The following is a 23,633-nucleotide window of genomic DNA, read 5'->3' on the forward strand; positions in this document are numbered from 1 at the left end:
GAAAACGTGCGGGGTGTCTCGGGACGAGTATGAGCTGCCCCCAACTAAAGCTTACCTCGTATTACCAGTTTCAGTATGCGACTGCTTTCCGTGCCGGGCCAGAACCCTGCCCCTGTCTCCGAGCGAGCAACGCACTCTGTAAGCCGGCCGCCCGTCGCCTCAACTTCTCTCTTGATCTCATGCAGCCTTTGCACGAGCCGTTGCCTACGCGCGCGACGCCTCTTGGCCCTTTCAATTTCGTCCTTTCTTCTTATGGTGGCTACTAGTTCCGGGAGTATTACTTCCATCCTCCTTGGAGCGACGCGCACCGATTGCGCGAGTTCATGTAACGACATTCCAGGCATCTCACCAGCCGCCTGTTGAAACGCTAGAGCGAGCTCAGCATCGCGGATCGTCCTGCGGCGCGCCCGGGGGATAGCATCGGACGGCTGGTAAGCCCGCTCGATTTTCCCGTCAAGCAGACGTACGAGATTCGCGCCAGTTGTCAAGCATATCGTCATCAGCAAATCGATGGGGACCCTTGATCGGCCGCCAAGCGTATACAAGTGACCCACATCCATTCTAAAAAATCGGGATGCCTCCATTACGCTGCCGAACTCATCAACGAGGTGGCACAAGACCGCCTCAGCAGCGACGCCACGATCAAACTCCTTGCCATCCGATATCGCCGCAATCAGATCGGCCATCTGCGAGGCGATTATAAGTTTGTTCCCGGTTGCCCGTCTTGCAGGGTGTTCGGAACAGCCATACGACACCGATCCACAGCATGGACATACACCAAATAGATTCGGTGCCTTTGCGGACCCGTACTGCATCGGGATGAGACACGAGCAAGACATTAAGTCGATCTCATGGAATGGACATGCGTCCACTATGGAAATGTCCCACAGCACCCGGCCCCACGCATCTGGAAATGGAGATTCCTCAACACACACAGGGCAATAACGCCCGGCGCCATCTATCCCTCCGATCATTAAAGCGAAGTTATTTCGAAATGGTAGTAGTGCGCATTTATGAAGACCGTCGCAGCCCGTCGCTAAAGTGAGCGATTCTGCCTCTTTGCCCGGACTGTTATATCGATTGCGCAATCCGCGACGACTCGGATAAATTTCGGAAAGGTACGATTTTAATTTCACATAAGGTACGCAGTGCTGGAACGCGAGGCGACGCATGAAGCTTCCGACGCTTTCGCAGTCCCACAAACCGAGACCAATAGGCTTCAACGGATAAAGGATGGTTCCCGTCGTTTGCACATCTACCTGATTTACCACGGTACGTACCTTTATCAACTAGTGCAACTAACCATTACGTATCGAAGACTCGACAATTCAAGAAATCTAGCCTACGCGCGCTAGAAGCAGATCGGCGAGCACGCTGTTTGGAGTTGGTGATCGAAAAACCTCGGGCAATGTGAACGACTAACCTGTCATCTCCTCGTTGGTGCAATCGCTGCACTTCGGCATCGCCCTACTCGCGCTGTACTAATGCAGCGGCTGACGAGACTAGTCGTTCTGCGCATCCTGCTCACGCCTGAAAGGCTCTTCAAAGCGTGAGCCTCGACTTACACAAATGCCCGATTCGAGCCACACATTGCGTAGCGTAACGGATTTACCTGCGTTCTTCAGATTCTGGGCAACGGATTCAATCGATGCTTGTGCCTCAAGTATGCGCGCGGCCGTATTAATGCTTCTTGCCGAGCGCCAACGCGCTGTGAGCATCGCCGCCTCCTCCGGCAGACGTTTCGAAATGGTTGAACGGTCGCAACCTATATAAGCCGCAACAGCCGCCACGGAGGGATCTTGCAGGACAGCAAGCGCAGAATCTATCTTTTCGCGCAACTCATCAAGAGAAGTGATCCGAGTTCGGCGCGCGTGAGGCTTATAGCGAAAGTCCGCCCCTTCGGAGCATTGCGCCGGGCCTCGCAACACATCAACGACATTTATACCGCATGCCGCGCAGAGCGCGAGCAGAGGGGCGTACTTGATAAGCCTGACTCCGTGAATCCAATCGTATAGCCTGGCTTTGTTGAACCCGCATACTGCAGCTGCGCGAAATGGGAAGCCATCGCCTATCTGGGTCGCGAGCCCGCGGATACGCTCAGGCGCCAACGGTGCGTCAAAATTCTCGCCATCCGAGACCGCAGCAATGAGCATCGCTGACTGACGCGCCACCCACTGCTCTGCGAGCGACGCGCCTACGTGGGAAACCGCCCGGCAAGCGTAGGCGATCGAGCCACACTCGGTACAGACCCCTGGCATGTGAACTCTATGCCACCTCGGACGGCGTTGGGGTGTCTCCCGTCCGCATTCAGAATCGACCAGTCGCACCGCGTGAACCGGACAGCAACTGACTGCCTTCAGATCCCAAAGAAGCGGACGGTGCAGTTGGGCAAACTCTGCGGCTCCGTAGCACAGCGGACAGTGGCGAAGACGGAGAGAGGACATGCCCGCCAAATCTATGACGCCATCAAGAGAAGCTAGCGAAAGCCGACCGACCGCCTGAATTCCGGTCGCTCCGACGAGGGCGTCCCGGAGTGCCAGCGTGCGTTGCTTCGCAAAGACATCCACCGCGCGGTCTTTCATCCACGTCGAGAAATGACGCCAGATTTTGAAATCGTTTGCGGAATACCGCGCCAGTCCCATGTTGACCAGATCATCGACGCTAACGCAATGCGCCAAAGCCAACCTGCAAAGGTAACTCACCAGACCTTCGCAATCTCCCGTCCCTATCCCCATTGGCAGAAGCCCATAAAACAACGGAACAGGTTCTCGCGCCAGCGGTAGACCGGAACGCAAGTCTTCGGACATGGCGGACTGCATCGTATCTGCGTTCACTTCACCTTCCCGCCACGAGCTTTTCCATCTCCGCAACGCGATCCAGTTCAATGGTTGACTCATCGAAATTTTCTCTTATCAACATGGCTTCACCGGCCTCGACTGCTTTCCGGATCTTTTCGATAGAGTGCTTCTTCTTGAGCGCAACGGGTATGAAGCCTTCCTTCCACCTTCCCGAGTTCTCTATCTGGCAAATCAGACATCGCGTCAAAAATTCCTTCAGCAATCCGACGATACCTAACGTCGCCGTCAACAAGTCGCTTGCTACCAGTTCAAATCGCGGCACCAGCTCCAGTGGCCAGCGTTCCATCAGTTTTCTTATAATATTTTTGTACTCATCCACATCGCTTTTGTTCCGAACTTTATCCGGTCGATCATTCCTGTACCGGCCGAGATAAACCATTTCGCCTCGCCGCACCACCTGGTCATAGTTTGTCACCATGCCGAACAGATCATAAGGCCCGATCAACAGAATCTGGGTTGAAACGGCGTCCGACAGGTCTTTCACCGAGTCCAAGGCTTTATCGTGATCACCATATCGCAGGATATGGAGAATTTCGTCAACGACGAGTAGCCGTGTGTCACGGTTTTTCAGCATCTGGCATACCGCATTTTGCAAAGCCGGGAGGTCAGCCCGACTACTCGAGCCGATCAGACGATTGTCCCGCACGCCCCATGAGCGCTTCGCGTCAATCATCGGTTCCTGACCTGCCTCCAGGATTTTTCTGAAAAAACCACCCCAGGATACTTTTGCGGCTCCAAAAGCGGGCGCTCTCACATAAATATATGGCCGATGACCGGCTTCAGTCGAGTTCATCCGGGAACCAACTGTCTCGGCCAGCGCTGTCTTGCCCCCTCCGGTTGGCCCGAAAAGTGTAATTATTCCGGTATCGGTGCACGGCCCCAACAGATCCGTTAGCTTAGCTTCCGCACCGTCACGAAGAAGATGCTTTACTCTCAGCGAATAAAAGTAGCGAACTTTCTGCGCATCGGGAAGCGCGAGGACCTGCTCACGAGTCAGCCTGCTATACATCAGCCTCTCTTCGTACGTAATCCTGTGTATTGTCTTAGAGAAGTCCAGCTTCATCTGGCTCGCTCCATGCGGAAGAGGTCGGATCAGACAGCGCGGCAAGTTCGGCAGCCGCTTCTCCACCAGCTCGCGCGATCGCCGCATCGGGCGCCATGTCCACCTCCGAGGAATCGGGCCCAGAGGCTGAACTGCAAGCTGGTTCCTGACGAGGTACCATGCCAAGATCAATGGCTCTTGCAGTTCCCATTCCAAGCGCCTTATAAAGCTCCAATTCGCTCTTCTGTTTCTTTGCAGTGGTCTCGTCAAAACTTATAGGCGTTCTTACCTGCCCAAGACGCACGGCCCGCGATGTCGTATGGCGGTCACGTTCTGCAGCAAGGCGGTTGAAATTTCGCTCCATCCGCTTGGCGTACTCCACTTCGTAGCGCGTTCGACCCCAGTAGGGCTCGAGGTCACGCGCGAGGGCCGTCACCCAGCAATGACCAACATAGACATAGATGACGTTCGCCAGCCACGGCTCGTATCGGACCGGACACGGCTTCCCGCCGACCTTTGCAAATTCCGCATGCCAATAAAACATGCCGCTCTCCCACACACCCCGTTGCGCGTGAACCTTGTGTTCGCTGCGTGGTGGCGAAGGCGCCGTGAGCAGAAGCAGATTCTCGTCAAATTCGACCCGTATATGGTCCCGCCGGCCTGTCTGTTCGAGCCTGGCCTGCTCGTAGTCACACTGCGTCATACCCAGCCCCGGATGAACGTGCCGACGGTATCTGAAGTCGAAAAGAAAGGATTCCATCGCGCGGTAAAGCTGAGGGAACGTCCAGACAGCGCGGCGCGTAGGATCGACTGACTTGGTTACGGTGCGAGCCTCCTTCAACTGGATCGAACAGCCTTCCAGACCGGATAGCAGTTCTTCCTCGGTCAGACCGAATAGCCGCTCAACGTCTTTGCCGCCACGCGGTCGACCGCCTGCCCGATATCGCACATCAATGTTATGGATCTTGCAGAACTGTTCAACCGCGTGCGAGCGCATGTCGGCGCCACCGTCAAAGACCACAATCCGCGGCAGGCGCCTCCACCGACGCACATAGTCCCGGAGTGTCATGAGCACCGACAGCGCGGATGGTGGACGATATGAGAGATAAAATGCGCGTGCACAGGTTACGTTACCGTCCACTGCCGCAGAGAGCCAGAGCTTTCCCCAGTCCTGTCCCTCAGGACCCTTCGTGAAGAGATTAGGCTCGGTGTGGTCGATGTAGCAGACTTCGTGGGGCGCTACGCCATCCACCGGCTCGCGCGCGTCCAGGATCAGAGGAATCTGCCCGTCCCGGTAGGCAACACGTTTGCCGAACCGGGCATTCGGGTCCTCGTATGCCTTGACCCGTTGGCACAATGTTGGATAAGACATGGGCACGACACCCTGTTTAATGCATTCCTCGCAGTAGGTGTCGTAAGTCTTCTTTGCATTGCCGGCCGATGCCGCGTTATGAACGGTCTCAATCGTCGTCTTCGCAAGCAACTCGACCAGTGGTGGAAGCCGGGGTAACCGGTTACCTTTTTCTGCGTGATGCGGTGCGAGCTCGAGCAGGACATCCTGTACGAAGGTGCAGTCGCGTATTGCCTGCCTGGACCTGCCCAGAGTCGCATCGGAATACTGGTCTGCCCCGTCGTCCAAGATTACTGCCTTATATTTCTTTATTCCATCCTTGAGCTCCGTCCTGCTTAAGGAAGCGATGGCGCGCCGTTTCTCGCTGTTAAGCAAAGCAACGCGCTCTTCATCGGTTGCGCGCTCGGCCAGCAATTGCCTTGCTGTCTCGGTGGGGAGGCTCATTCTCCCTCCCGCGCCTGAAGTAAGAAGCACCTCCGCGTCCGGTCCTGTCGAACCCAAGATAACAGTCCACGCCTCTCCTCCATATTGCAGTCGGGTGCCGATTGGGCACGCTGCAAGGCCGGGAAGGGGCAACGGCTCGCACATGAAGTCGCCCCGGCGAATGAGCCGATCGGCCTCGGCAAGGTCAGCATCGCGGTGCATCAGCAGATCGGCGGGATTACCAATACTGTCGGTATTCAGATCAACGAACAGCACACCCTGGACGATCGCCGACAGCAGAACATCCGCTTGGAATCCCTCACGCTTCATCATGTCATCGTAACTGACCGGACCGTTCTGTACGCATTGCCTTAGCCGCTCTGCCGTATCCGAGGAGAGAACCGGTGTCCTTGGATCGTAAAAATCCCGCAGATATCGAATATTCTCGAGAAACCGTCGTGGAATCTCTCGGTTCGTCCGCAGTTGATGCGCAATTCCAAGCGACCCGCAATATTGCTCGCATGCGCGGTCATGCCAGCGATCGCATTCATCACGCCAGAAGCGGCCCACCTTTTTCCATCGATCGTCTTCTTTCTTTTGCATCTGGAATAGGACCGTCTCCTCTTTCCAGTCCTCGAAGCGGGGCGCACCGTCCCCAAGTATCAGAAAATCGAACCAGTGCTGCGACTTGTTTGCGACGCTCCCATCTTCCCGTTGAGTAATTGCAGTGAATGAATGCACATTTGCATAGTATTCCTGAATTTTTTCGTCAAATTCATACCACATGGCCGCACTGGCGTGTAGCGTCCGGCTCTGTACGGTGACGCCCTGCTGCATTTTTGCGGAACGAATCGTCACGACCGTTCGTGTACCCTGATGATTGAACGGATTGAAGTCTGACTGATTGCGCCGGATCTTCTCCACCAGTTCGCGCGTGGTAGCCGGCATCGGATGGCTTGCGAGATACTCAGCTAGTTCCAGTTGACCGAACATTCTGGCACCTGTAATCCATGCATCATGATTGCAACACACTTCTGATTGACGGCGGCGGGATACGGTGGATCCTGACCAACGCTTTTGCGTTCGCCATCAGTTACACACCTGACACGTCCTGAAATAGCAGCTCATGCGCCATATTCCAACGATCGGAAGCCGGAGCACCCCAATCGCGCGCCCACTGTCAGGGACAAGCATAGCTTGCCTGCCCGGGAATCGAGGCATGACCTGCGGTGTGGGCACGTGGTGGGCGGCTGTTTCCAGGCCGTGCACGGCTGGCTGGATAACACGGGCACGTAAGAGCTTTTTCGGCACAAAATCGGGTTTTTATGGGAAAGCCGAAATGTCGATATATGTCCTACAACGGTTTTCAGAGCAGTCTGACGGAATACTGTTTGTATCGGAAACATCGTCTGTGGTATTTTTTTTCAATTGCTGATACGCGCAACCGCCATGTTCGATTGCGAACATCCGTCTTTCCCCATACCGGTTGCCGTTGTTATTTAGTTAACGGCACAAATAAATACACGGCAAAAAAAATGGACGGTTGGCGCGTCATGCCGGGACGGTGAGCGCAATAATGCCACTCTGTTTCGCGTGATAATTAAAGTTGTCGCGCCTCCATCGTAATTGTCGCCGGCGCGCTCTGTTTGTCGCTGGCCTTTCGACGGCGATAGCTTTCCACATACAGTTCAAAGATCGTCGAGTGATGGACAAGCCCGTCGATGGCTGCGACCGTCATGCCGGGGTCGGGGAACACGTCATTCCAGCCAGAGAACGGCTGATTGGCCGTTATTAAAAGACTTTTTCGCTCATACCTCTCGGCGATCAGCTCGAACAGTACGCTGGTTTCGGCCTGGTCCTTGCGCGCATACGACAGGTCATCCAAGATGATGAGATCGAAGCGATCGAGCTTCGCGAGCGCGGATGGCAGCTGCAGGCGCTGGCGTGCAGCCTGCAGCTTCTGGACGAGTTCGCTGGTGCGCGTGAACAGCACCCGGTAGCCAGCGTCGATCAGCGCGTGCCCGATGGCCGATCCCAGATGACTCTTACCGGCACGAAGCGGCCCGAACAGGAGAATCGTGGCGCCTTTCTCCAGCCAGGATTCCCCGGTTGCCAGCGCAGTGACATGCGCCTTCGAGACCATCGGCACCATGCCGAAATCGAAGGTAGCAAGTGTCTTGGTCGGGTCCAGATGCGACTCGGTTCGGTGGCGCTCGATGCGTCGTTTGGCGCGTTCGGCCAGTTCGTGCTCGAGCAATGCGCCGAGCAGCCGTGAAGCCTGCCAGCCTTCCTTGTCAGAGCGTTCCGCGAACTCGGGCCACAACCTGCCGATGGTGGGCAGGCGCAGCTCGTTGAGCATCAGGGCCAGACGACCGTTCTCATAGGCGGGTGCGTTCATGCGGCCGCCTTGTCGAGGAGTTCGTCATAGACTGCGATGAGAGGCATCTCGACCACCACCTCGGGACACAGCGCCTCGCGCGGAGCGAATTCGTCGCGCAACTGTTTCAGGTCGGGCAGTTCGCCGACTACGAGTAACGCATCAAGCCGCTGCGCCAGCAACGCTTCAACGCCGTGGTGTCCTGCAAGTTCGAGCAACCCCACCATGGTCTTGCATGCCTGACGTTGCATCGGTTGCGCCTCCAGCCGCTCCCAGGTCCGGCGGTGGGCATCGCGCGGAAACAGCGCGTCGCGAAACGCAAGTCCCCTGAACGCCTGAGGCTTGCGCTTGAGAGAATCGATGAAGTGACGGTAATCCAGCGCGTGGCGGTTGTCGGCGGCACGGGAGCCTCGCGGCGTACTGTGCGCCAGCGCGCCCGACAGATACCGGATTCGACCAGAAGCAGCTAATGGCCCATCGTTTTCACGGTGAAAAGGTTCAGCATACTAGCTGCTTCGCCCACTCGAAATCTTCATCTTCCCCGATAGACTTGAGCGTCCAGACAACATCGCGCTGCGGGCAGTGATCAACCAGTTTTTGCAGCACGTCGAGGCGGATGTTTCGCAGCATGCCCACGAGATTGACGTTATCCTCGTGCAGCCTTTCGTCATGCACAGAACCGGCCAGATATTCCAGGATGGCACGTTCTGTGGCCGCCACCGGCATCCTTGCACTACGCGCGGGCAACGCCGAAATCGCGAACGTCGTCGGCAAGGCATCGTCAAACAGGCGGTCGTGCTCGTACGTGAGCAACAGCAACTCTTTCGCCCACGAAGGAAATTCGAAGGGCACGGCGCCCCACAGATTGATCCGGGGGCGTGCGTACAGGTAATAGCGTATGCCTCGCATGTCCAATGCGGCCTTGCCGCTCACATGAAGCCCGGGAAGGCGTCGGGCAAAAAAGGCAACGGTGCCGTCGAGAGCCGGCAAATCACCTCGGAGTAGGTAAGCGTCGTCAGAAAGTCGCCGCAGCCAACCGCCTGTTACGAGATCTGACGCTTCGACCGACGTCACGCCGTATTCGGCGAGGAAGCCTAGATCGAGCGGCTCTCCGCGTGGCGCGAAATCCATCAGAAGCTGGACCAACCGGGTGATGTCCTCCATGTCCGATTCGACTACGTCGCGTCTACAACCGGGTCATTGCAATCCTGTGCATCCAGGTTGAGTGCAAGCTGCAATGGGGCGTCGTTGGGAAGGCGATGCCGCAGCCGGGAGCAGGGATGCAGATCACCCTCTTCCGTTCTGTACCAGTAGTCGTACGCCGGCGCAATGATTTGCTGCTGGGTCAACAAGCCTGTCACGCGTTGCATTCGCGCAGATGGCCGATCCTCGGCGGGTGCATCCATGACGTACACAGAGAAGCTCCCTGACGTCAGTTCACTCGCGATATCGAGAAGCGCCGCCGGGTCGACGACCAGCAACCCGTCGGGCAGTGCTCCGGTCCGGTCAGACTGGGGCGCGGGGAAAACCCAGAAACAGATCGTGTCGTCCGTCCATCCCACACACCTCCACGGTTGGAACGGCTTTGCGATGGCGCGCCGGAACGCACTCGACTCGGCCCAGTTTGCATCTGTGAACAACATATCTCTCCCTTACGGTGACACGGAAACGCAAAACACACGACAAGACAACAATTAATGTTGCCAACCAATATAAAGCGATGTTATCAGATCAGTACATTGAAGAGACCATCTCATGTTGAATGACAACATGAAATGGTGACTTTTGACTGCCGTGAACGAGCAGAAGACCGCAAAGCATTTGGGGCGCGCGCTAGCAGCGGCCCGAGCCGATGCACAGCTAACGCAGGAGCAGGTGGCCGAACATCTTGGCGTTTTTGTCGAGACCGTAAGCCGCTTTGAGCGCGGCGCGCATTGGCCGACCATCCCGCGTCTGCTGGAGCTAGCGGATCTCTATAAAATTCCGGTCGTGACATTGCTCAGGCGCGCGTCCGACCGGCCAACAGATGTCAGCCTGGAGATCGCCGAGCAACTCGAGCGGCTCAGTAGTGACGATCGCGCATGGGTGGGCACGCTGGTCAAGGATCTGTGCAACCGGTTGCCAGCCGCATATGAACACAAAGCGAGCGGCCAAGGCCGTGCGCGTCAGTAACGCGACTTTAGCGGTTCACTCCGCAGCGCGCGACCGAGGGAGTTTTTCAGCGTCCCGACAGGATCCGCGCAACCTGCATACTCCGCGCCTTCCAGACACGAAGCTCGCTGAGGTATGTCGTTCGAAAGCAGGCCAATCTATACCGCCGGCGCTGCAGCGGTACTTTCCCGCACAATGAGTTCCGCTTCGAACTCGTCTTGCCTGACGGGCTGATTACCCACGTTGTTGACCTGCGCCAACAGGTTTTCAGCACTTAGGTGTCCGATCTTAACGGCATCGGAATGGATGGTGGTGAGCGATGGAGAACCGAGTCTGGCTAGATCCCAGTCGCCAAAACCCGTTACCGACACCTGACCCGGAACGGAAACGCCGAGCGCTCTGCACTCGGCAAGCGCCCAGGCCGCTACGAAATCGTTGTTGCAGATAAGCGCAGTCGGAGGATTTGCCCTGGAAAGAAATTGACGCGCTGCGGAGCGAACGGACTCGGGGTCATACGGCGTAGCGATCACAGCTTCAGGCCGCAAGGCTATTCCATGACGCCCCAACTCCTCGCGTATGCCCGAGAGTCTCGCGGCCGACAACTGATGGACATCGGACGGACCTGTGAGCACGCCAATACGGACATGCCCAAGGTTGACGAGATGCTCAGTGACGCGCCCCATGGCACGTTGGTTGTCATAGCCGACGGTCGGATGAACGCGCTCCGGGTCAGTCGCCCACATCAATACATAAGGAAGTTCCTGCCTGCGTATCAGGGTTAGCACGTCGGGATGATGGCTGGAACCGACTAGCGCGAGGCCATCGACTCCGCGTTCGATAAGCGTCCGAACGATACGCAACTCCAGATCTCGATCATCACGATGGCAGGTTAGCAGCCCCGTGTAATCCAACTGAAGAAATTCGCTTTCCAGGGTATCAACGGCTCGCGCGTACAACTCGTTCATCAATGTCGGCGCAACGATACCGATGGTTCGCGAGCGACCCGACCGGAGTACGCGGGCTGGCGCGTACGGGACGTAATCAAGCGACGCAATTGCCTCTCTGACCTTTTTCAGCGTCTTCGGGTGCAGGCGCTCCGGCGCTGCAAGCGCGCGCGAAACGGTGGACGACGACACCCCGGCAAGCGCGGCGACTTGTTTCAGATTCACCATGTACACCCCGATACCGGCATGTTCATACCCATAAGATCGTGCGGCGTTGAGTGTATCAAAACAGCAATTCTCTTCATGCCCGTCTCCAATGGAGGCGCCAAAAGCATCGCAGCATCCCGGCCCGTTGAATTCCCGGCAACTCGCCCCACGAAACCACAAATGATAACGATTGCAAAACATCATAATATTGATTTAAATAGAAAAAATATGATATAAGTCTGAACGTTGCAATCGTTGTCATCAAATTCATCAAGGCTAGGGAAAGGATGGGAGCGCGCAGCTGCGGACAACTTCCCATGCAGACGGCCCCAGTAGGAGAGATAGTCCATGAAGGCATCAAAACAACTCCTGATCATGCTGTGCGTGTCCATACCGTCGTTCATGATCAACCTTGACGGAAACATCATCGCCGTATCGTTGAGTTCGATTGCCCGTTCGTTACATGCCGATTTCGCCGCAGTCGAATGGGTTATCAGCGCTTATACCTTGACCTTTGCGGCCATGCTCATGCCGGCCGGAACGCTTGCCGACCGCTTTGGTCGCAAACGCATGCTGATCGTCGGCCTGGTCCTGTTTACGGGCGCCTCGGCGATGTGCGGCGCGGCACACTCTGATACGGCGCTCAACTGGGCACGAGCACTACAGGGAGTCGGTGCGGCCTTGCAGCTGAGTGCGGCGATGGCAACCCTCTCCCACTCATTTCGTGGACTCGCACGGGCCCGTGCGTTTTCGTTCTGGGGCTCGGTCATCGGCGTTGCGATCATGCTCGGGCCAGTCGCCGGCGGCCTGATCACCCAATATCTCGGCTGGCGCTGGATTTTCTTCGTCAATTTACCGGTGGGCGTGTCAATGATCGCGTTGACGCTGTACGCGGTCGAGGATTCGAAAGATCCGCAAGCGAAGCGACTCGACATTGCTGGTGTGACGACCTTCGGCGGCTCTCTGATATTGCTGACGCTTGCCCTTATCTCGGGTAACCGTGCCGGATGGTCCAATCATCTGATTCTGGCGGAGTTCATCGGGGCAGCGGTCCTCTTTGCCGGGTTCCTGACTGCCGAGACACGACAAGTCCGGCCAATGGTCGATCTGCGCTTTTTTTACCAGCCAACGTATGTCGGCGCCAATATCGCCGGACTAGCCTACGGGATGGCTTTTCTGACCATGCTGACCTATTTGCCGATGTACTTCCAGAATGGCATGGGCCGCACGCCGCTCGACGCAGGGCTTCTCATGTTGCCAATGGCCTTGCCGCTATTCGTGATCCCACGCGTCGTCGCCTGGTGGCTGGCGCCGCGTTGTTCCGGTCGCCTGCTTCTCAGCACAGGCTTGGCACTGGTCGGGCTGGGATTGATATGGACGTCCACCGAAATGCGCAGTTTCGCCTATACACCCATCCTCGTCAGCATGCTCGTCGCCTCTTGCGGTGCCGGAATTCTCAATGGGGAAACCGCCCGGGTCGGCATGACTGTCATTCCCTCAGACCGTGCGGGGATGGCCTCCGGGGTTTCGGGTACCGTCAAGTTCAGCGGAATCGTGATCGGCTTTGCGACGCTGGGGGCGATCCTGGTTTCCCGCGTCCAGGCGTCGCTCGCAGACGCTTTGCCTGGGTACCCGGCGGCGGTGCGCAAAGAGCTCACGCGAATGATCACGGGTGGTAATTTGCATGCCGCGCAGGTGCTGGCTGGCCAGCGCGGTGGTTCGTCATTTGCGCAGTGGAGCTTTGGAAGTGGGTATGAGGCCGTGTTCTTTACGGCCGGCGCCATTGCACTGATAGCCGCCGCCCTGAGCTGGATGCTGGTCGACGCAGGTGAGACGGCACCGCTGGGAGCGGAAAGCATCCGGGATCACATCGCCGTGATGGAAGACTGAACCCATGAGATCGGCCACTCTCAACGGACCGTTCAAGCCGCGTCACGAATGACCTCCCTGATCCATGTTGTGAAGGCATCCATCGTGGCCTCGGTCCGCGTTGGCAGATGGCGGTGTCTTGGATAGAGAATCGATACTTCGGGCGCTGGCGTCTCCCATGAGGTCAGGATCCGCTCCAGCCTGCCCTCGCGTAGTGCGGGCGCAGCGAGGAACGAGAGGCTCTGGACGATACCCATGCCGGCGATCGCCAGTTGCAGCCGGGCATCGGAATCCCCAATCGAGGCGATACTGCGAGGGAACAGTTCCTGCCGTTCCCCGTTCTTGTCGAACTCCCACTCGAGCCGCGCTCCTTGCTGCGGCAGCAGAAAGTCGATCAGATGGTGTTCGGCGAGGTCTTCCGGACACTGCGGCCGCCCCCTTTTCCGTAGATACGCGGGCGAGGCGACCGTGACGCGTCGTGGACGCCCCAGGGGCCGCAGCACCAGGTCCTGATCCTCAAGTCCTCCAATCCGTACCGCGAAATCGATCCCGTCGCGTACAAAATCGCTGCGATGGTCATTCATCACCAGTTCGACGTGGATCTGCGGATGCTGCTCAAACCAATCAGGCAAGCGCGGTATGAGAATCGAACGGGCAATCGAGATGTTCGCACTGATTCGGACCCGCCCCGCGAGCGCCTCTTGAGAACCGGTCAGTGAAGCTTCGATTTCGTCCAGTTCGCCGAGCACCCGGCGACAGACCTCGTAATAGCGCGTACCAGCCTCGGTGGCGGCAACCGCACGCGTCGTGCGGGCCAAAAGCCGCACGCCCAGGATTTTCTCAAGGCGGGCCACCCGTTCCGTTGCATTCGAAGAAGACATGTCCATTGAACGGGCTGCCTTACCGAAAGAGCCCGTTTCCACAATGCGCACGAAAAGACGCATGGCAGCCAACTGATCAACGCGCATCCGATTACTCGCTTAAGCCGAAAAGAGTCTTCGCATCTTACGCTCTAGGCGATTGACCGTCGATTCCCTATTGTGTGAAGTGTTCTCAACATAAAGCGGGCTCACTGTCATGAACTACTGCACCTTCGGCCGCTCCGGCCTGCGCATTTCCCGTCTCACACTCGGCGCCATGACGTTCGGCGCAGGTGAAGGCATCTGGGCAACGATCGCCGGCCTCAATCGTGAGCAGGCAGCACGTCTTGTGGGTCTTGCCCTGGATAATGGGGTGAATCTGATCGATACTGCCGATGCCTATTCGCAGGGTCAGTCCGAGGTGGTGGTCGGCCAGGTGTTGGCCGATCTGGGCCTCGACGAAACGCGCATGCTCGTCGCCACCAAGGTCCGCCTGCGTACAGGCCCCGGCCCCAACCAGGTGGGCCTTGGGCGCTCGCATATCATCCGCACGGTCGAAACGAGCCTGAAGCGGATCGGCCGCGATCACATCGATCTGTTGCAACTGCACGATCGCGACGCACTTACACCGCTCGACGAAACCTTGCGCGCGCTCGACGATCTGGTTACACAGGGCAAGGTCCGGCACATCGGAGTATGCAATTTCAGTGCTTCCGAACTCGAGCGGGCACACGCGATCACGTCGCAGGCGCATTGGGCGCAGGTTGCCAGTAATCAGGTGCACTACTCGCTGGCCGCACGCGACATCGAGCACGAAGTCGCGCCCGTCGCACGGCAACACGACATGGCGCTGATGGTCTGGAGTCCTCTGTCAGGCGGTTATCTGAGCGGCAAATACACCGCGCAGAACGGCGAATCTGCAAAGGGTCGGCGCACCAATCTCAACTTTCCGCCAATCGTTCCGCAAAAGGTCGATCCCATCGTCGAGGAATTACGCGTGGTCGCAAATGCACTGAACACAACGCCAGCGCAGGTCGCGCTCGCCTGGTTGCTCGGGCGCGACGAAGTGGCAACCGTGATCGTCGGGGCAAGTTCCGACGAGCAACTTGGCGCCAATCTGCAAGCAGCAGAACTCGTGCTCCCGCCAGAACTCCGTGACCGGCTCGATCGCATCTCGCAACCGGACGTACCGTATCCGCACTGGATGCAGCGCTTTCATGACAAGGACCGTGTCTAATCCCACAGCAAATAGGTGAGAAAGACGAAAGGACGACCCCATGACTGAAGGCAATATGACTATTCCCCGCGCCCTCGCATTGCTGGCGATTGCAGGGAGCGCGCTTGCAGCGTTCCCCGCATTTAGCCAGGGCAGTATGCAGCCGACCGCTCAGCCGGCCACAAACGACGTCAAAACGATGCAATTCGATCTCCAACACCGTTCGCGGGAGATTCACTGGCCCGAAGGTTTCAACCCGGAAACAGCCGACCTCTTTTCCCACAATGAGACCGTCATCCATGCGTCGTGCGAACGCGTATGGGACAACATAATCGATGCCACCAAATGGCCTCAGTGGTATCCAAATTCGAAAGATGTCCACATCATCGGTGACAGCCCCGTCCTCACTCGCGACTCCGTGTTTCATTGGACAACATTCGGCCTGCAACTGGAAAGCAGGATTCACGAATTCGTTCCGTACACGCGTATCGGCTGGTACGGCTATGCACCAGGTACTCAGCCCAGCTTCTACCACACGTGGTATCTCACGCCTGAGGGGAGCTCCTGTCGTGTAGCGATGGACGAAGTAGGTAACGGTGCCGCCCCAGCCCATCTACGCGAGACCGATGAGAGCCTCATGCACCGCGGCCATGATCTCTGGCTTGCTACGCTGAAGTGGGTTTCTGAAGAACACTAGCCATCGTGACGGCATCATTGCCAGCACTGACTACGAGCACAAGCAAATCGTAGAGAAAAACAACCGCCCCAGCAATCTGTAACGTTCGCCAATACAAGGGCGAATGTGATCGTGGGTTTCAGACGATCCCACCTTCGCTTGGGAGTTCTGATGGTGAAAGCTGGAAAGCTTGGTTTGATTATGCTCGGAGTGGCGGGAGTCGCCCTTGCATGCGCAATCCGTTACGCATGGCAACCCTCGATTGAGCCGCTGTTGGCCCCTGCACCGACTGGCGCCGACACGGCGCTGGTCGCCCACGGGGAGCAAGTCGCAGAAGTGGGTGACTGCATGTACTGCCATACCGCCAACCGCGAAAAACCTTTCGCAGGCGGCATGCCACTCGATACACCGTTCGGTGTGATCTACAGCACGAATATCACGCCCGATCCGGATACCGGCATTGGCCGCTGGCCGCTCGATGCGTTCACGCGCGCGCTGCGCGAAGGCGTTTCACGCGACGGCCATCTGCTGTACCCAGCCTTTCCGTATCCGCATTTCACGAAGATGAGCGACAGCGACATCGCTGCACTCTATGCCTATCTGATGTCAGTCGCACCAGTCAGCGCACCGGCGCACCCGAACGATCTGCGCTTTCCGCTCAACTTCCGGCCACTCGTGGCTGGGTGGAATCTGCTGTACCTCAAAACGGGCGAACTTCAGCCGCCGGACAGGTCGGAATCGCCGGCATGGCTGCGGGGCCGCTATCTCGTAGAAGGAGCCGCCCACTGCGCATCGTGCCACACGCCGATGAACGCGTTGGGTGCGGAAAAAAACGGCGAAGCATTCGCGGGCAACCTGATTGACAGCTGGAACGCGCCGCCGCTCAACGCACTGACACGTGCGCCAAAACCGTGGACCCACACACAGCTCGTCGACTACCTGCGTACCGGGCTCGCCTCCGAGCACGGCGCCGCAGCTGGTCCAATGCTGCCCGTCACGCAACACCTGGGCAACGCGCCGGAGTCCGATGTAGAGGCCATCGCCACTTACCTGATGTCGTTGCAACCGCCGCCCGCACCGGCGCAACCTGCATCCTCCCGCGAGAAAGCCTCCAGGACCGACGATGCAAGTGCACAGTCCATCCGTGGCGGGACCTTGTTCGCATCGTCGTGTGCCGGCTGTCATGCGAGCGAAGCGCCGATGCGCGAAATCGGTGGCAGCCCTGCGCTCGGGCTCAGCTCCGTCCTCACCTCCGACAGCCCACGCGATGCGATCCATCTCGTCTTGCAGGGCAATCCGTGGAACGGCTCTGCGACGGCGCATTACATGCCCCCGTTTGCCGACGTTCTCGACGACGACCAGGTCGACGACCTTCTCGCCTACCTGCGTACCCAGTATGCGCAGCGCCCCGTCTGGAAAGACGTATCCCGGACGACCGCCGCAATCCGCAAGGAGATTCCACAACCATGACCAAGCTCTCAGTCAACGGTGTCGAATACAACCTCGACGTCGACCCGTCCATGCCGCTTCTCTACGCGCTGCGAAATCATCTGAAGCTCAATGGAGCGAAATACGGCTGCGGGCTCGGACAGTGCGGCGCCTGCACAGTCGTCGTCAGTAAACGCGCAGTGTTTTCGTGCCTGATGCCTATCTCAGCCGTCAAGGACCGACCGGTGCTGACGATCGAAGGACTCGGTACCGTCGAGCGGCCGTCGCCGCTTCAGCAAGCCTTCATCGACAAGCAAGCGGCGCAGTGCGGCTACTGCATCGCCGGCATGGTCATGCGCGCACAGGCGCTACTCGAACAGAAGCCCGGCGCCACAGAAGTCGAGATTCGCGAACACATGCAGCCCAACCTGTGCCGTTGCGGTACCCACATGCGTATCATCGGCGCTATCGTGGAAGCCTCGCAGACAATGCGTGAACAACACCGCGCGCAGGGAGCCGATGCATGAACGTGCGTCCCCCCTCCAATCCGGACGCCCCCACGAACCCAGGCCGCCGACGCCTCCTCGTCGCCGGCTCCCTGACGGTGAGCTTCGCGCTGTTTCCTGCTGTGGACGTCATGGCCCAGCGGGCCACGGAAGACGCCGCACCCAATGCTACCAGCGCAGCATTGACCAGCTTGCCTGGCAACCTGGCCGGGACGCCCTCGCTCGATGCATGGATACGCATCGACGAACATGGTCATATCACCGTATACACTGGCAAGGCTGAACTAGGCACGGGAATCAGCACCGGTTTCATCCAGATCGCCGCCGAGGAGCTTCAGGTTCGTCCCGGTGACATTCACCTGATCACCGCCGACACGGGCTCGACGCCGAACGAGGGCTACACCGCAGGCAGCCACTCCACCGCGGACAGCGGTACAGCCATCATGCATGCGAGCTCGCAAGTGCGTGTCCTGTTGCTGGAATCCGCCGCCGGCAAGTTGGGCGTGTCCGCCGATACGCTGCAGATCCGCGATGGGACGATCGTCGCGCCGGATAACCGCAGACTCACGTTCGGCGAGGCAGTCAGCGGTCTCAACCTGCACCGTAACGCCGTCGCGCAGTCGCAGTTGATCGCGCCGGCTCGACATCACGTCATCGGGCAGCCGATACAGCGCATCGACATTCCCGGCAAAGTCACCGGTGGAGCGAGCTACGTGCAGGACATGCGCCTGCCCGGCATGCTCCACGCAAGGGCGGTGCGCCCTCCCTCGTATGGCGCCAGGTTGATTTCCATCGACAACGCGGTGGAAATGATGCCGGGTGTCGTCAAGGTTGTCCGCGACGGCAGCTATCTTGCCGTGGTCGCCGAGGACGAATGGCAGGCGATCCAGGCAATGCGTGCGCTCGAGCGGACCGCCCGCTGGGACACCTCCGCGAAGCTGCCGACGCCAGCGACAATCTACGAGACGCTGCTCACGCTCCCGCGGCGGGAAATTCAGGTGGCCGAGCAACATGGTCCGGCGCAACCTGCCGTGCGAACGCTGCACGCCAGGTTCACGAAGCCGTATCTGTCCCACGGATCGATTGGGCCGTCGTGTGCCGTCGCGCATCTTGATCAGGGCAAGATGACCGTGTGGACGCACGCACAAGGCGTATTCCCGCTGCGCGGCGGGCTCGCGGAGATGCTCGGCATGAAACCGGAAAACATCCGCTGCATCCACGTTCCCGGCGCCGGTTGCTACGGCCACAATCCCGCCGACGATGCCGCCGCCGATGCCGCACTCATCGCACGGGCCGTTCCCGGCCGACCGATACGTGTCCAATGGATGCGCGAGCAGGAACATACATGGGATCTGTTCGGGCCAGCAATGGTGACGGACGTGCGCGCATCGCTCGACGCGACCGGCCACGTGATCGACTGGCAATATGAAATCTGGAGCAACACGCACAACTTCCGTATCGACAACGCGGGGCGATTGCTCGGCGCGCAATATCTCGCGCAGCCCTTTACGCCTGCCCCGCCCCAACCCATCCCGATGCCGGAAGGCGGCGGCGACCGCAACAGCATACCGCTCTACAACTTCCCGAATTTCAACATCCAGCACCACTTTCTGCCGGACATGCCACTGCGAGTCTCAGCCCAGCGCGGACTCGGCGCCTTCCAGAACATATTTACGATCGAGAGCTTCATGGATGAGCTGGCCAGCGCGGCGCAGGTCGATCCTGTTGAATTCCGGCTGCGACATCTCGACAACGCTCGTGGTCGTGACGTGATCGAGCTGGCAGCGCGGCAGTTTGGCTGGAACCCGAAGCACGCGCGACGCCCGGGCCACGGTGTGGGGTTCGCGTTCGCACAGTACAAGAACCTGATGAGCTATCTGGCGATCGCCGTCGAACTTCGCGTCGTGCCGGAAACCGGAGCCGTGCAGATCGAACGAGCCGTCGCGGCGCTCGACTGTGGCCAGATCGTCAATCCGGACGGCGTGCGTAACCAGGTCGAAGGTGGCATTCTGCAGTCGGCCAGCTGGGCACTGTATGAGCAGGTGCAATACGACAGCGAACGTATCCGAAGCTTCGACTGGAGCGGCTATCCGATCATGCGGTTTTCCGAAGTGCCGCTGCACGTCGAGGTGCATCTCATCGACCGGCCCGGTGCACCGTTCCTGGGTACCGGGGAGGCGTCGCAAGGACCGACGTCTGCGGCTGTCGCCAATGCAATTGCTGACGCAACCGGCAAGCGGATCCATGATATGCCCCTGGCAGCCGGCGGCCGACTACGAGAATTCACCATCTGACCGCCTGATCCTGATCAACCGTCGCGCTGCAAAAAACGCGAGATGGTTTCCCACCCCGCGTACGGCCGTTACGCCAGATCGAACTGCAAGGTGCCCAGCTTCTCTATCGTACTTTCGATCTGGTCGCCCGCCTTAAGCCAGACCTGCTGATCCTTCGGCTTGCCGAGGATAACGCCAGGCGGCGTACCCGTGAAAATAATGTCACCCGGCTCGAGCGCGAATAGCTTCGACGTATAGGCGATCATTGCCTGTGTATTGAAGATGAAACGACTCGTGTTGCTCGATTGCCGGACCTGGCCGTTGATCCGGGTTTGAAGCGAAAGGTTGTTCGGGTCGCCGACGAGATCGGCTGACACAAAATATGGCCCGATCGGCGCGAAGCCATCTAGCGTCTTGCCGACCATCCACTGGCCCCCCGTATCCATCTGCAGATCGCGCGCCGAGAAGTCATGGCCCACCGCATAGCCGGCCACGTAGTCAAGCGCGTCTGCTTCGGTCACGTTTCGTGCGGTCTTACCCATCACGATGAGCAGTTCCGTTTCATAGTCGAACTGGTAGGACACTTCGCGCGGCGGCAACTTGATCGTCGACCGGTGAGCTGCGAGCGTGTTGTTGTACTTGTTGAACAGAATGGGTACTTTGGGTAAAGCTTCGTGCGTCTCCTCCGCGTGCTCGCGATAATTCAATCCGACGCAGACGATCTTGCCGGGCGAAGTAAACAGCCTGCCGTATCGTATAGACGATTCTTCACGGTAAGCGGACGCAGCGGCCGGATTGCGAGCCGCTGCGGCGATCAGCGATGTCAATTCTGCGCCATTACCGTTACGTAGCAACGCTTCGAGCGTCACAGGGACGTTCGCGTTAAGCAATGCGTTGGCCTTAGCCACATCGAGGATGCCGTTTGGAGTTTTGACGCCGAGCGTTTCGGAACCATCGGGCTGATAAATGGACAGCAGCGTCACGCCGCGCGGCAATGCCGATGAGCGCGAAGCGCCAGCCAATGCAGCAGTATTTCCCTGCGCCAACACAGACTTTGTTGTCAGGGCCGAGGCGGCGAGAGAAAGCGCGCCTACAGTTTTGATCATTGTTCGTCGATTCAGCATGTCAATCTCCTTGGTTAAGGTCAGTCTGGTGCCATGTACGATATTGAGTTCCGCTTTCACAGCGACGACTGCACGAGTGCGCCATTAGCTGGCAAGCGCATTTCATCGCGCCCATTATGTTAAATCCGACCTCCGATCGGCCCGGACTTTCTCAGCCATCGCCAGTCAACACAGATCAGTAACAACGCCGAGAGAGCGGTTGCCGTAGCTGCCGCAAACGCAGAGGGTATGCCGTAGGATCGTGCGACCGCACCGGCACCGGGACCCGCAATCGCGAGCCCCAGATCGAAGCACGCAAGATAGGCACCTATCGCGAGACCGCGGTTTTCGCCGGGCACGCGCCTCATTGCCTCAACGCCGAGAGAGGGAAAGACAAGCGAGTAACCCAGCCCGGTGATAGTGGCTCCAGCCAGCGCGATCAAGGGGTCACTTGCCCAGCCGATCAGTCCAAGCCCGATGGTCTCTGCAAAGAGTGAAGCAAGACCCGTTTGATACCCACCCAGCCGGTCAGGAAGGCCACCCAGGACGAGACGCATCACAATATAGGCAGCGCCAAAGGCCGCAAGCGCGAAACCCGCATGAGGCCACGCCGCCATGCTGTAGCGTAGCGGTAAAAACGCGCTTATCGTGCCTACGCCGGAGGACGCCAGTGCCATGCCGAGTCCGGGTACCCATATCATGCGCAACACGCGTAAGAAGGAAGTACGCTGGGCGATGCGTTCGACGGCGAAGGCTTGCCATGTGCTTGCAGCCGCTGCGCCAAGAAGTGGGGCAAGGACCGCGCAAGCCGCGACAGCACCGAAGCCAGCGGCACGATAGATTGCCAACCCCAGCGGCGCGCCGACAGCCAGTGCTGCGTACATCGCGATGCCTGACCACGCCATCGCCCGACCTGCATATTCCGAACCGACACGACCGATACTCCACGCAGCCAACGCGGTAATGAAAAGGCTTTCTGCCAAACCGAGAAGCAAACGCCCAAGGCAAAGTAGCGCGAGACTCTCCCCCGGGTGCTGAACCAGGACAGCGGCGAGCAGATAAAACAAACCCGCTAAGGACGCGAAAAGGAGCCCCACCAGCGAGGTCAGCTTCGGGCCACGGGTATCCGACAGCCGACCGGCATACTGGCGCGTCAGAAGCGTAGCGAGTGACTGCAGACCAATTACGCCGCCGACAACAAGCGTGCCGAAACCTAGTCTTTCATGCACATAGAGCGACAGCACGGGTAACGGAAGACCAACCGCGAGAAAGCCCAGAAACGCTACCGCAGAAAACGGTACCAGTTGCCGGACCACGTGCGCTTCCTTGAGCATAGACAGAATCCTGAACAGCAACGGTGGCAACGGATCGCATGGACGCAAGAAAAATCATGGGTCTACCATGACCACTCTATTGCGACATTCGCTGTATCAGACGTTCGAGTGCCCGATCGATCGTGATAGAACCCTTCCGTATCGCAGACTTGTCGCCGTCGAACTCGATCCATCCTTCGTTGAAGCCATCGAGCATGCGTATACGTGGTTCGGGATTGGACGCGCCCTGCGAGCGGAACAGGTCGGCCCACGTCTGCCTTGGTACCACCTCCGCGCGCACCGGCCGTGCGAGCAACTTGCCGAGCGCAATCGCGATTTCGGTCGGCGTCACCCGTTGCGGTCCTTCAAGCTGCACAACACGCTGTATCGCGTCGTCCTGTTGGAGCAGTTCCGCCGCGACCTGTCCGATGTCCTCAGTGGAAACCATCGGTACCGGCTTGTCGAGCGGCTGCAGAAAGCTGGCAATCGTTCCGGTTGTCATGGCCGTCTGAATGTCGCGCGCCGCATTCTCCATGAACCATGCGGCACGCAAAAACGTGACGGATACCGGGAGCGCGATGAGGCTCCGTTCCATGATCCCAAGCTTGCTCAGCAAGTTTGACTGTGTCGCCCGCGCACCGATGGTTGACAGACAGACCACCCTCTGAGGGAGTGTCTCCTCGAGCGCACGGCGAATGGACGTCACCATCCTGACCGTCTCGGGAAATCCGTCTGCCTGATCGAAATTCGACGGCAGCATGACAAAGACCCCTCTTGAGCCGTGGAACGCGGTGACCAGTGACTTCTGATCGTCCATGTCGGCGACACACACCTCACATCCACGCTCCGCCCAGGCGGATCCCTTTTCCTGACTGCGCACGATCGCGCGAACTGGCTGGCCTGTGGCAAGAAGCGATCGGGCCACTGCTCCGCCGACCTTACCGGTTATTCCGAGAACCGAAAACATGTGTCACCCTACGAAGGATTGTCGAAAAGTGCTGCCATCGTGACTACAATGTCAGCCAGGAAAGTGGAA

General features: G+C 58.6%; 19 protein-coding genes and 2 pseudogenes. 7 read left to right on the forward strand and 14 right to left on the reverse strand.

Going from position 1 to position 23,633, the window contains the following annotated elements:
• Positions 1–44: 44 nt before the first annotated feature.
• From P3T17_RS23815 to P3T17_RS23855, 9 genes and pseudogenes are all read right to left on the reverse strand, one after another.
• Positions 45–686 carry a hypothetical protein gene (locus tag P3T17_RS23815; RefSeq protein WP_253190076.1) on the reverse strand — a complete coding sequence of 214 codons (642 nt, stop codon included), beginning with the start codon at positions 684–686 and terminating at the stop codon, positions 45–47.
• Positions 687–851: 165 nt separating this feature from the next.
• Positions 852–1,271, reverse strand: a pseudogene (locus P3T17_RS23820) (TniQ family protein); the annotation flags it as partial.
• A gap of 231 nt (positions 1,272–1,502) precedes the next feature.
• Positions 1,503–2,807, reverse strand: coding sequence for a TniQ family protein (locus tag P3T17_RS23825; protein ID WP_167379443.1), 1,305 nt, complete (start codon positions 2,805–2,807; stop codon positions 1,503–1,505).
• A gap of 28 nt (positions 2,808–2,835) precedes the next feature.
• Positions 2,836–3,921, reverse strand: coding sequence for an ATP-binding protein (locus tag P3T17_RS23830; RefSeq protein WP_429409139.1), 1,086 nt, complete (start codon positions 3,919–3,921; stop codon positions 2,836–2,838).
• Entirely contained in the window at positions 3,902–6,667 is a 2,766-nt protein-coding gene (locus P3T17_RS23835; RefSeq protein WP_074267625.1) for an integrase catalytic domain-containing protein, read from the reverse strand. The genes P3T17_RS23830 and P3T17_RS23835 overlap by 20 nt, the downstream gene beginning before the upstream one ends.
• A gap of 607 nt (positions 6,668–7,274) precedes the next feature.
• The gene (gene istB / locus P3T17_RS23840; RefSeq protein ID WP_074267609.1) at positions 7,275–8,072 is read right to left on the reverse strand and encodes an IS21-like element helper ATPase IstB; all 798 of its coding nucleotides are present in this window, start codon (positions 8,070–8,072) and stop codon (positions 7,275–7,277) included.
• Positions 8,069–8,497, reverse strand: a pseudogene (locus P3T17_RS23845) (IS21 family transposase); the annotation flags it as partial. The pseudogene P3T17_RS23845 and the gene istB, both read right to left, overlap by 4 nt.
• 52 nt (positions 8,498–8,549) lie before the next feature.
• On the reverse strand, positions 8,550–9,215 hold the full coding sequence (locus P3T17_RS23850; RefSeq protein ID WP_429409140.1) for an AbiEi antitoxin N-terminal domain-containing protein: 666 nt from the start codon (positions 9,213–9,215) through the stop codon (positions 8,550–8,552).
• 11 nt (positions 9,216–9,226) lie between these two features.
• Positions 9,227–9,694 (reverse strand): hypothetical protein, encoded by a 468-nt coding sequence (locus P3T17_RS23855; protein WP_074267608.1) that lies wholly within the window; start codon positions 9,692–9,694, stop codon positions 9,227–9,229.
• A 151-nt stretch (positions 9,695–9,845) separates the two neighbouring features.
• Here P3T17_RS23855 and P3T17_RS23860 point away from each other — a divergent pair, with 151 nt between their 5' ends.
• Entirely contained in the window at positions 9,846–10,223 is a 378-nt protein-coding gene (locus P3T17_RS23860; RefSeq protein WP_167379440.1) for a helix-turn-helix domain-containing protein, read from the forward strand.
• Positions 10,224–10,360: 137 nt separating this feature from the next.
• On the opposite strand, the gene P3T17_RS23865 is transcribed toward P3T17_RS23860, so the two are convergent.
• Entirely contained in the window at positions 10,361–11,374 is a 1,014-nt protein-coding gene (locus tag P3T17_RS23865) for a LacI family DNA-binding transcriptional regulator (RefSeq protein WP_074267606.1), read from the reverse strand.
• Positions 11,375–11,701: 327 nt separating this feature from the next.
• Here P3T17_RS23865 and P3T17_RS23870 point away from each other — a divergent pair, with 327 nt between their 5' ends.
• Positions 11,702–13,243: an MFS transporter gene (locus P3T17_RS23870; protein WP_074267605.1), complete on the forward strand. Its 1,542-nt coding sequence runs from the start codon at positions 11,702–11,704 to the stop codon at positions 13,241–13,243.
• 32 nt (positions 13,244–13,275) lie between these two features.
• On the opposite strand, the gene P3T17_RS23875 is transcribed toward P3T17_RS23870, so the two are convergent.
• Positions 13,276–14,190, reverse strand: a complete 915-nt coding sequence (locus P3T17_RS23875; protein ID WP_074267604.1) for a LysR family transcriptional regulator — start codon at positions 14,188–14,190, stop codon at positions 13,276–13,278.
• A 109-nt stretch (positions 14,191–14,299) separates the two neighbouring features.
• Between P3T17_RS23875 and P3T17_RS23880 the strand changes: the two genes are divergently transcribed.
• From P3T17_RS23880 to P3T17_RS23900, 5 genes are all read left to right on the forward strand, one after another.
• Positions 14,300–15,319, forward strand: coding sequence for an aldo/keto reductase (locus tag P3T17_RS23880; protein WP_429288111.1), 1,020 nt, complete (start codon positions 14,300–14,302; stop codon positions 15,317–15,319).
• Positions 15,320–15,359: 40 nt separating this feature from the next.
• Positions 15,360–15,995, forward strand: coding sequence for an SRPBCC family protein (locus P3T17_RS23885; protein WP_074267602.1), 636 nt, complete (start codon positions 15,360–15,362; stop codon positions 15,993–15,995).
• A 153-nt stretch (positions 15,996–16,148) separates the two neighbouring features.
• The gene (locus P3T17_RS23890; RefSeq protein ID WP_429288136.1) at positions 16,149–17,444 is read left to right on the forward strand and encodes a c-type cytochrome; all 1,296 of its coding nucleotides are present in this window, start codon (positions 16,149–16,151) and stop codon (positions 17,442–17,444) included.
• Positions 17,441–17,929, forward strand: a complete 489-nt coding sequence (locus P3T17_RS23895; protein ID WP_074267600.1) for a (2Fe-2S)-binding protein — start codon at positions 17,441–17,443, stop codon at positions 17,927–17,929. The genes P3T17_RS23890 and P3T17_RS23895 overlap by 4 nt, the downstream gene beginning before the upstream one ends.
• Positions 17,926–20,202, forward strand: coding sequence for a xanthine dehydrogenase family protein molybdopterin-binding subunit (locus P3T17_RS23900; protein WP_074267599.1), 2,277 nt, complete (start codon positions 17,926–17,928; stop codon positions 20,200–20,202). The genes P3T17_RS23895 and P3T17_RS23900 overlap by 4 nt, the downstream gene beginning before the upstream one ends.
• A gap of 68 nt (positions 20,203–20,270) precedes the next feature.
• Here the strand turns inward: P3T17_RS23900 and P3T17_RS23905 are convergent, their stop codons facing one another.
• From P3T17_RS23905 to P3T17_RS23915, 3 genes are all read right to left on the reverse strand, one after another.
• Positions 20,271–21,305 (reverse strand): fumarylacetoacetate hydrolase family protein, encoded by a 1,035-nt coding sequence (locus tag P3T17_RS23905; RefSeq protein ID WP_074267598.1) that lies wholly within the window; start codon positions 21,303–21,305, stop codon positions 20,271–20,273.
• A gap of 119 nt (positions 21,306–21,424) precedes the next feature.
• Complete coding sequence (locus P3T17_RS23910; RefSeq protein WP_074267597.1) at positions 21,425–22,618, reverse strand: MFS transporter; 1,194 nt, start codon at positions 22,616–22,618, stop codon at positions 21,425–21,427.
• A 76-nt stretch (positions 22,619–22,694) separates the two neighbouring features.
• Positions 22,695–23,564 carry an NmrA family NAD(P)-binding protein gene (locus P3T17_RS23915; RefSeq protein WP_074267596.1) on the reverse strand — a complete coding sequence of 290 codons (870 nt, stop codon included), beginning with the start codon at positions 23,562–23,564 and terminating at the stop codon, positions 22,695–22,697.
• Positions 23,565–23,633 lie beyond the last annotated feature (69 nt).

It is taken from the genome of Paraburkholderia sp. GAS82, from assembly GCF_050436285.1.
GTDB lineage: Bacteria > Pseudomonadota > Gammaproteobacteria > Burkholderiales > Burkholderiaceae > Paraburkholderia > Paraburkholderia phenazinium_B.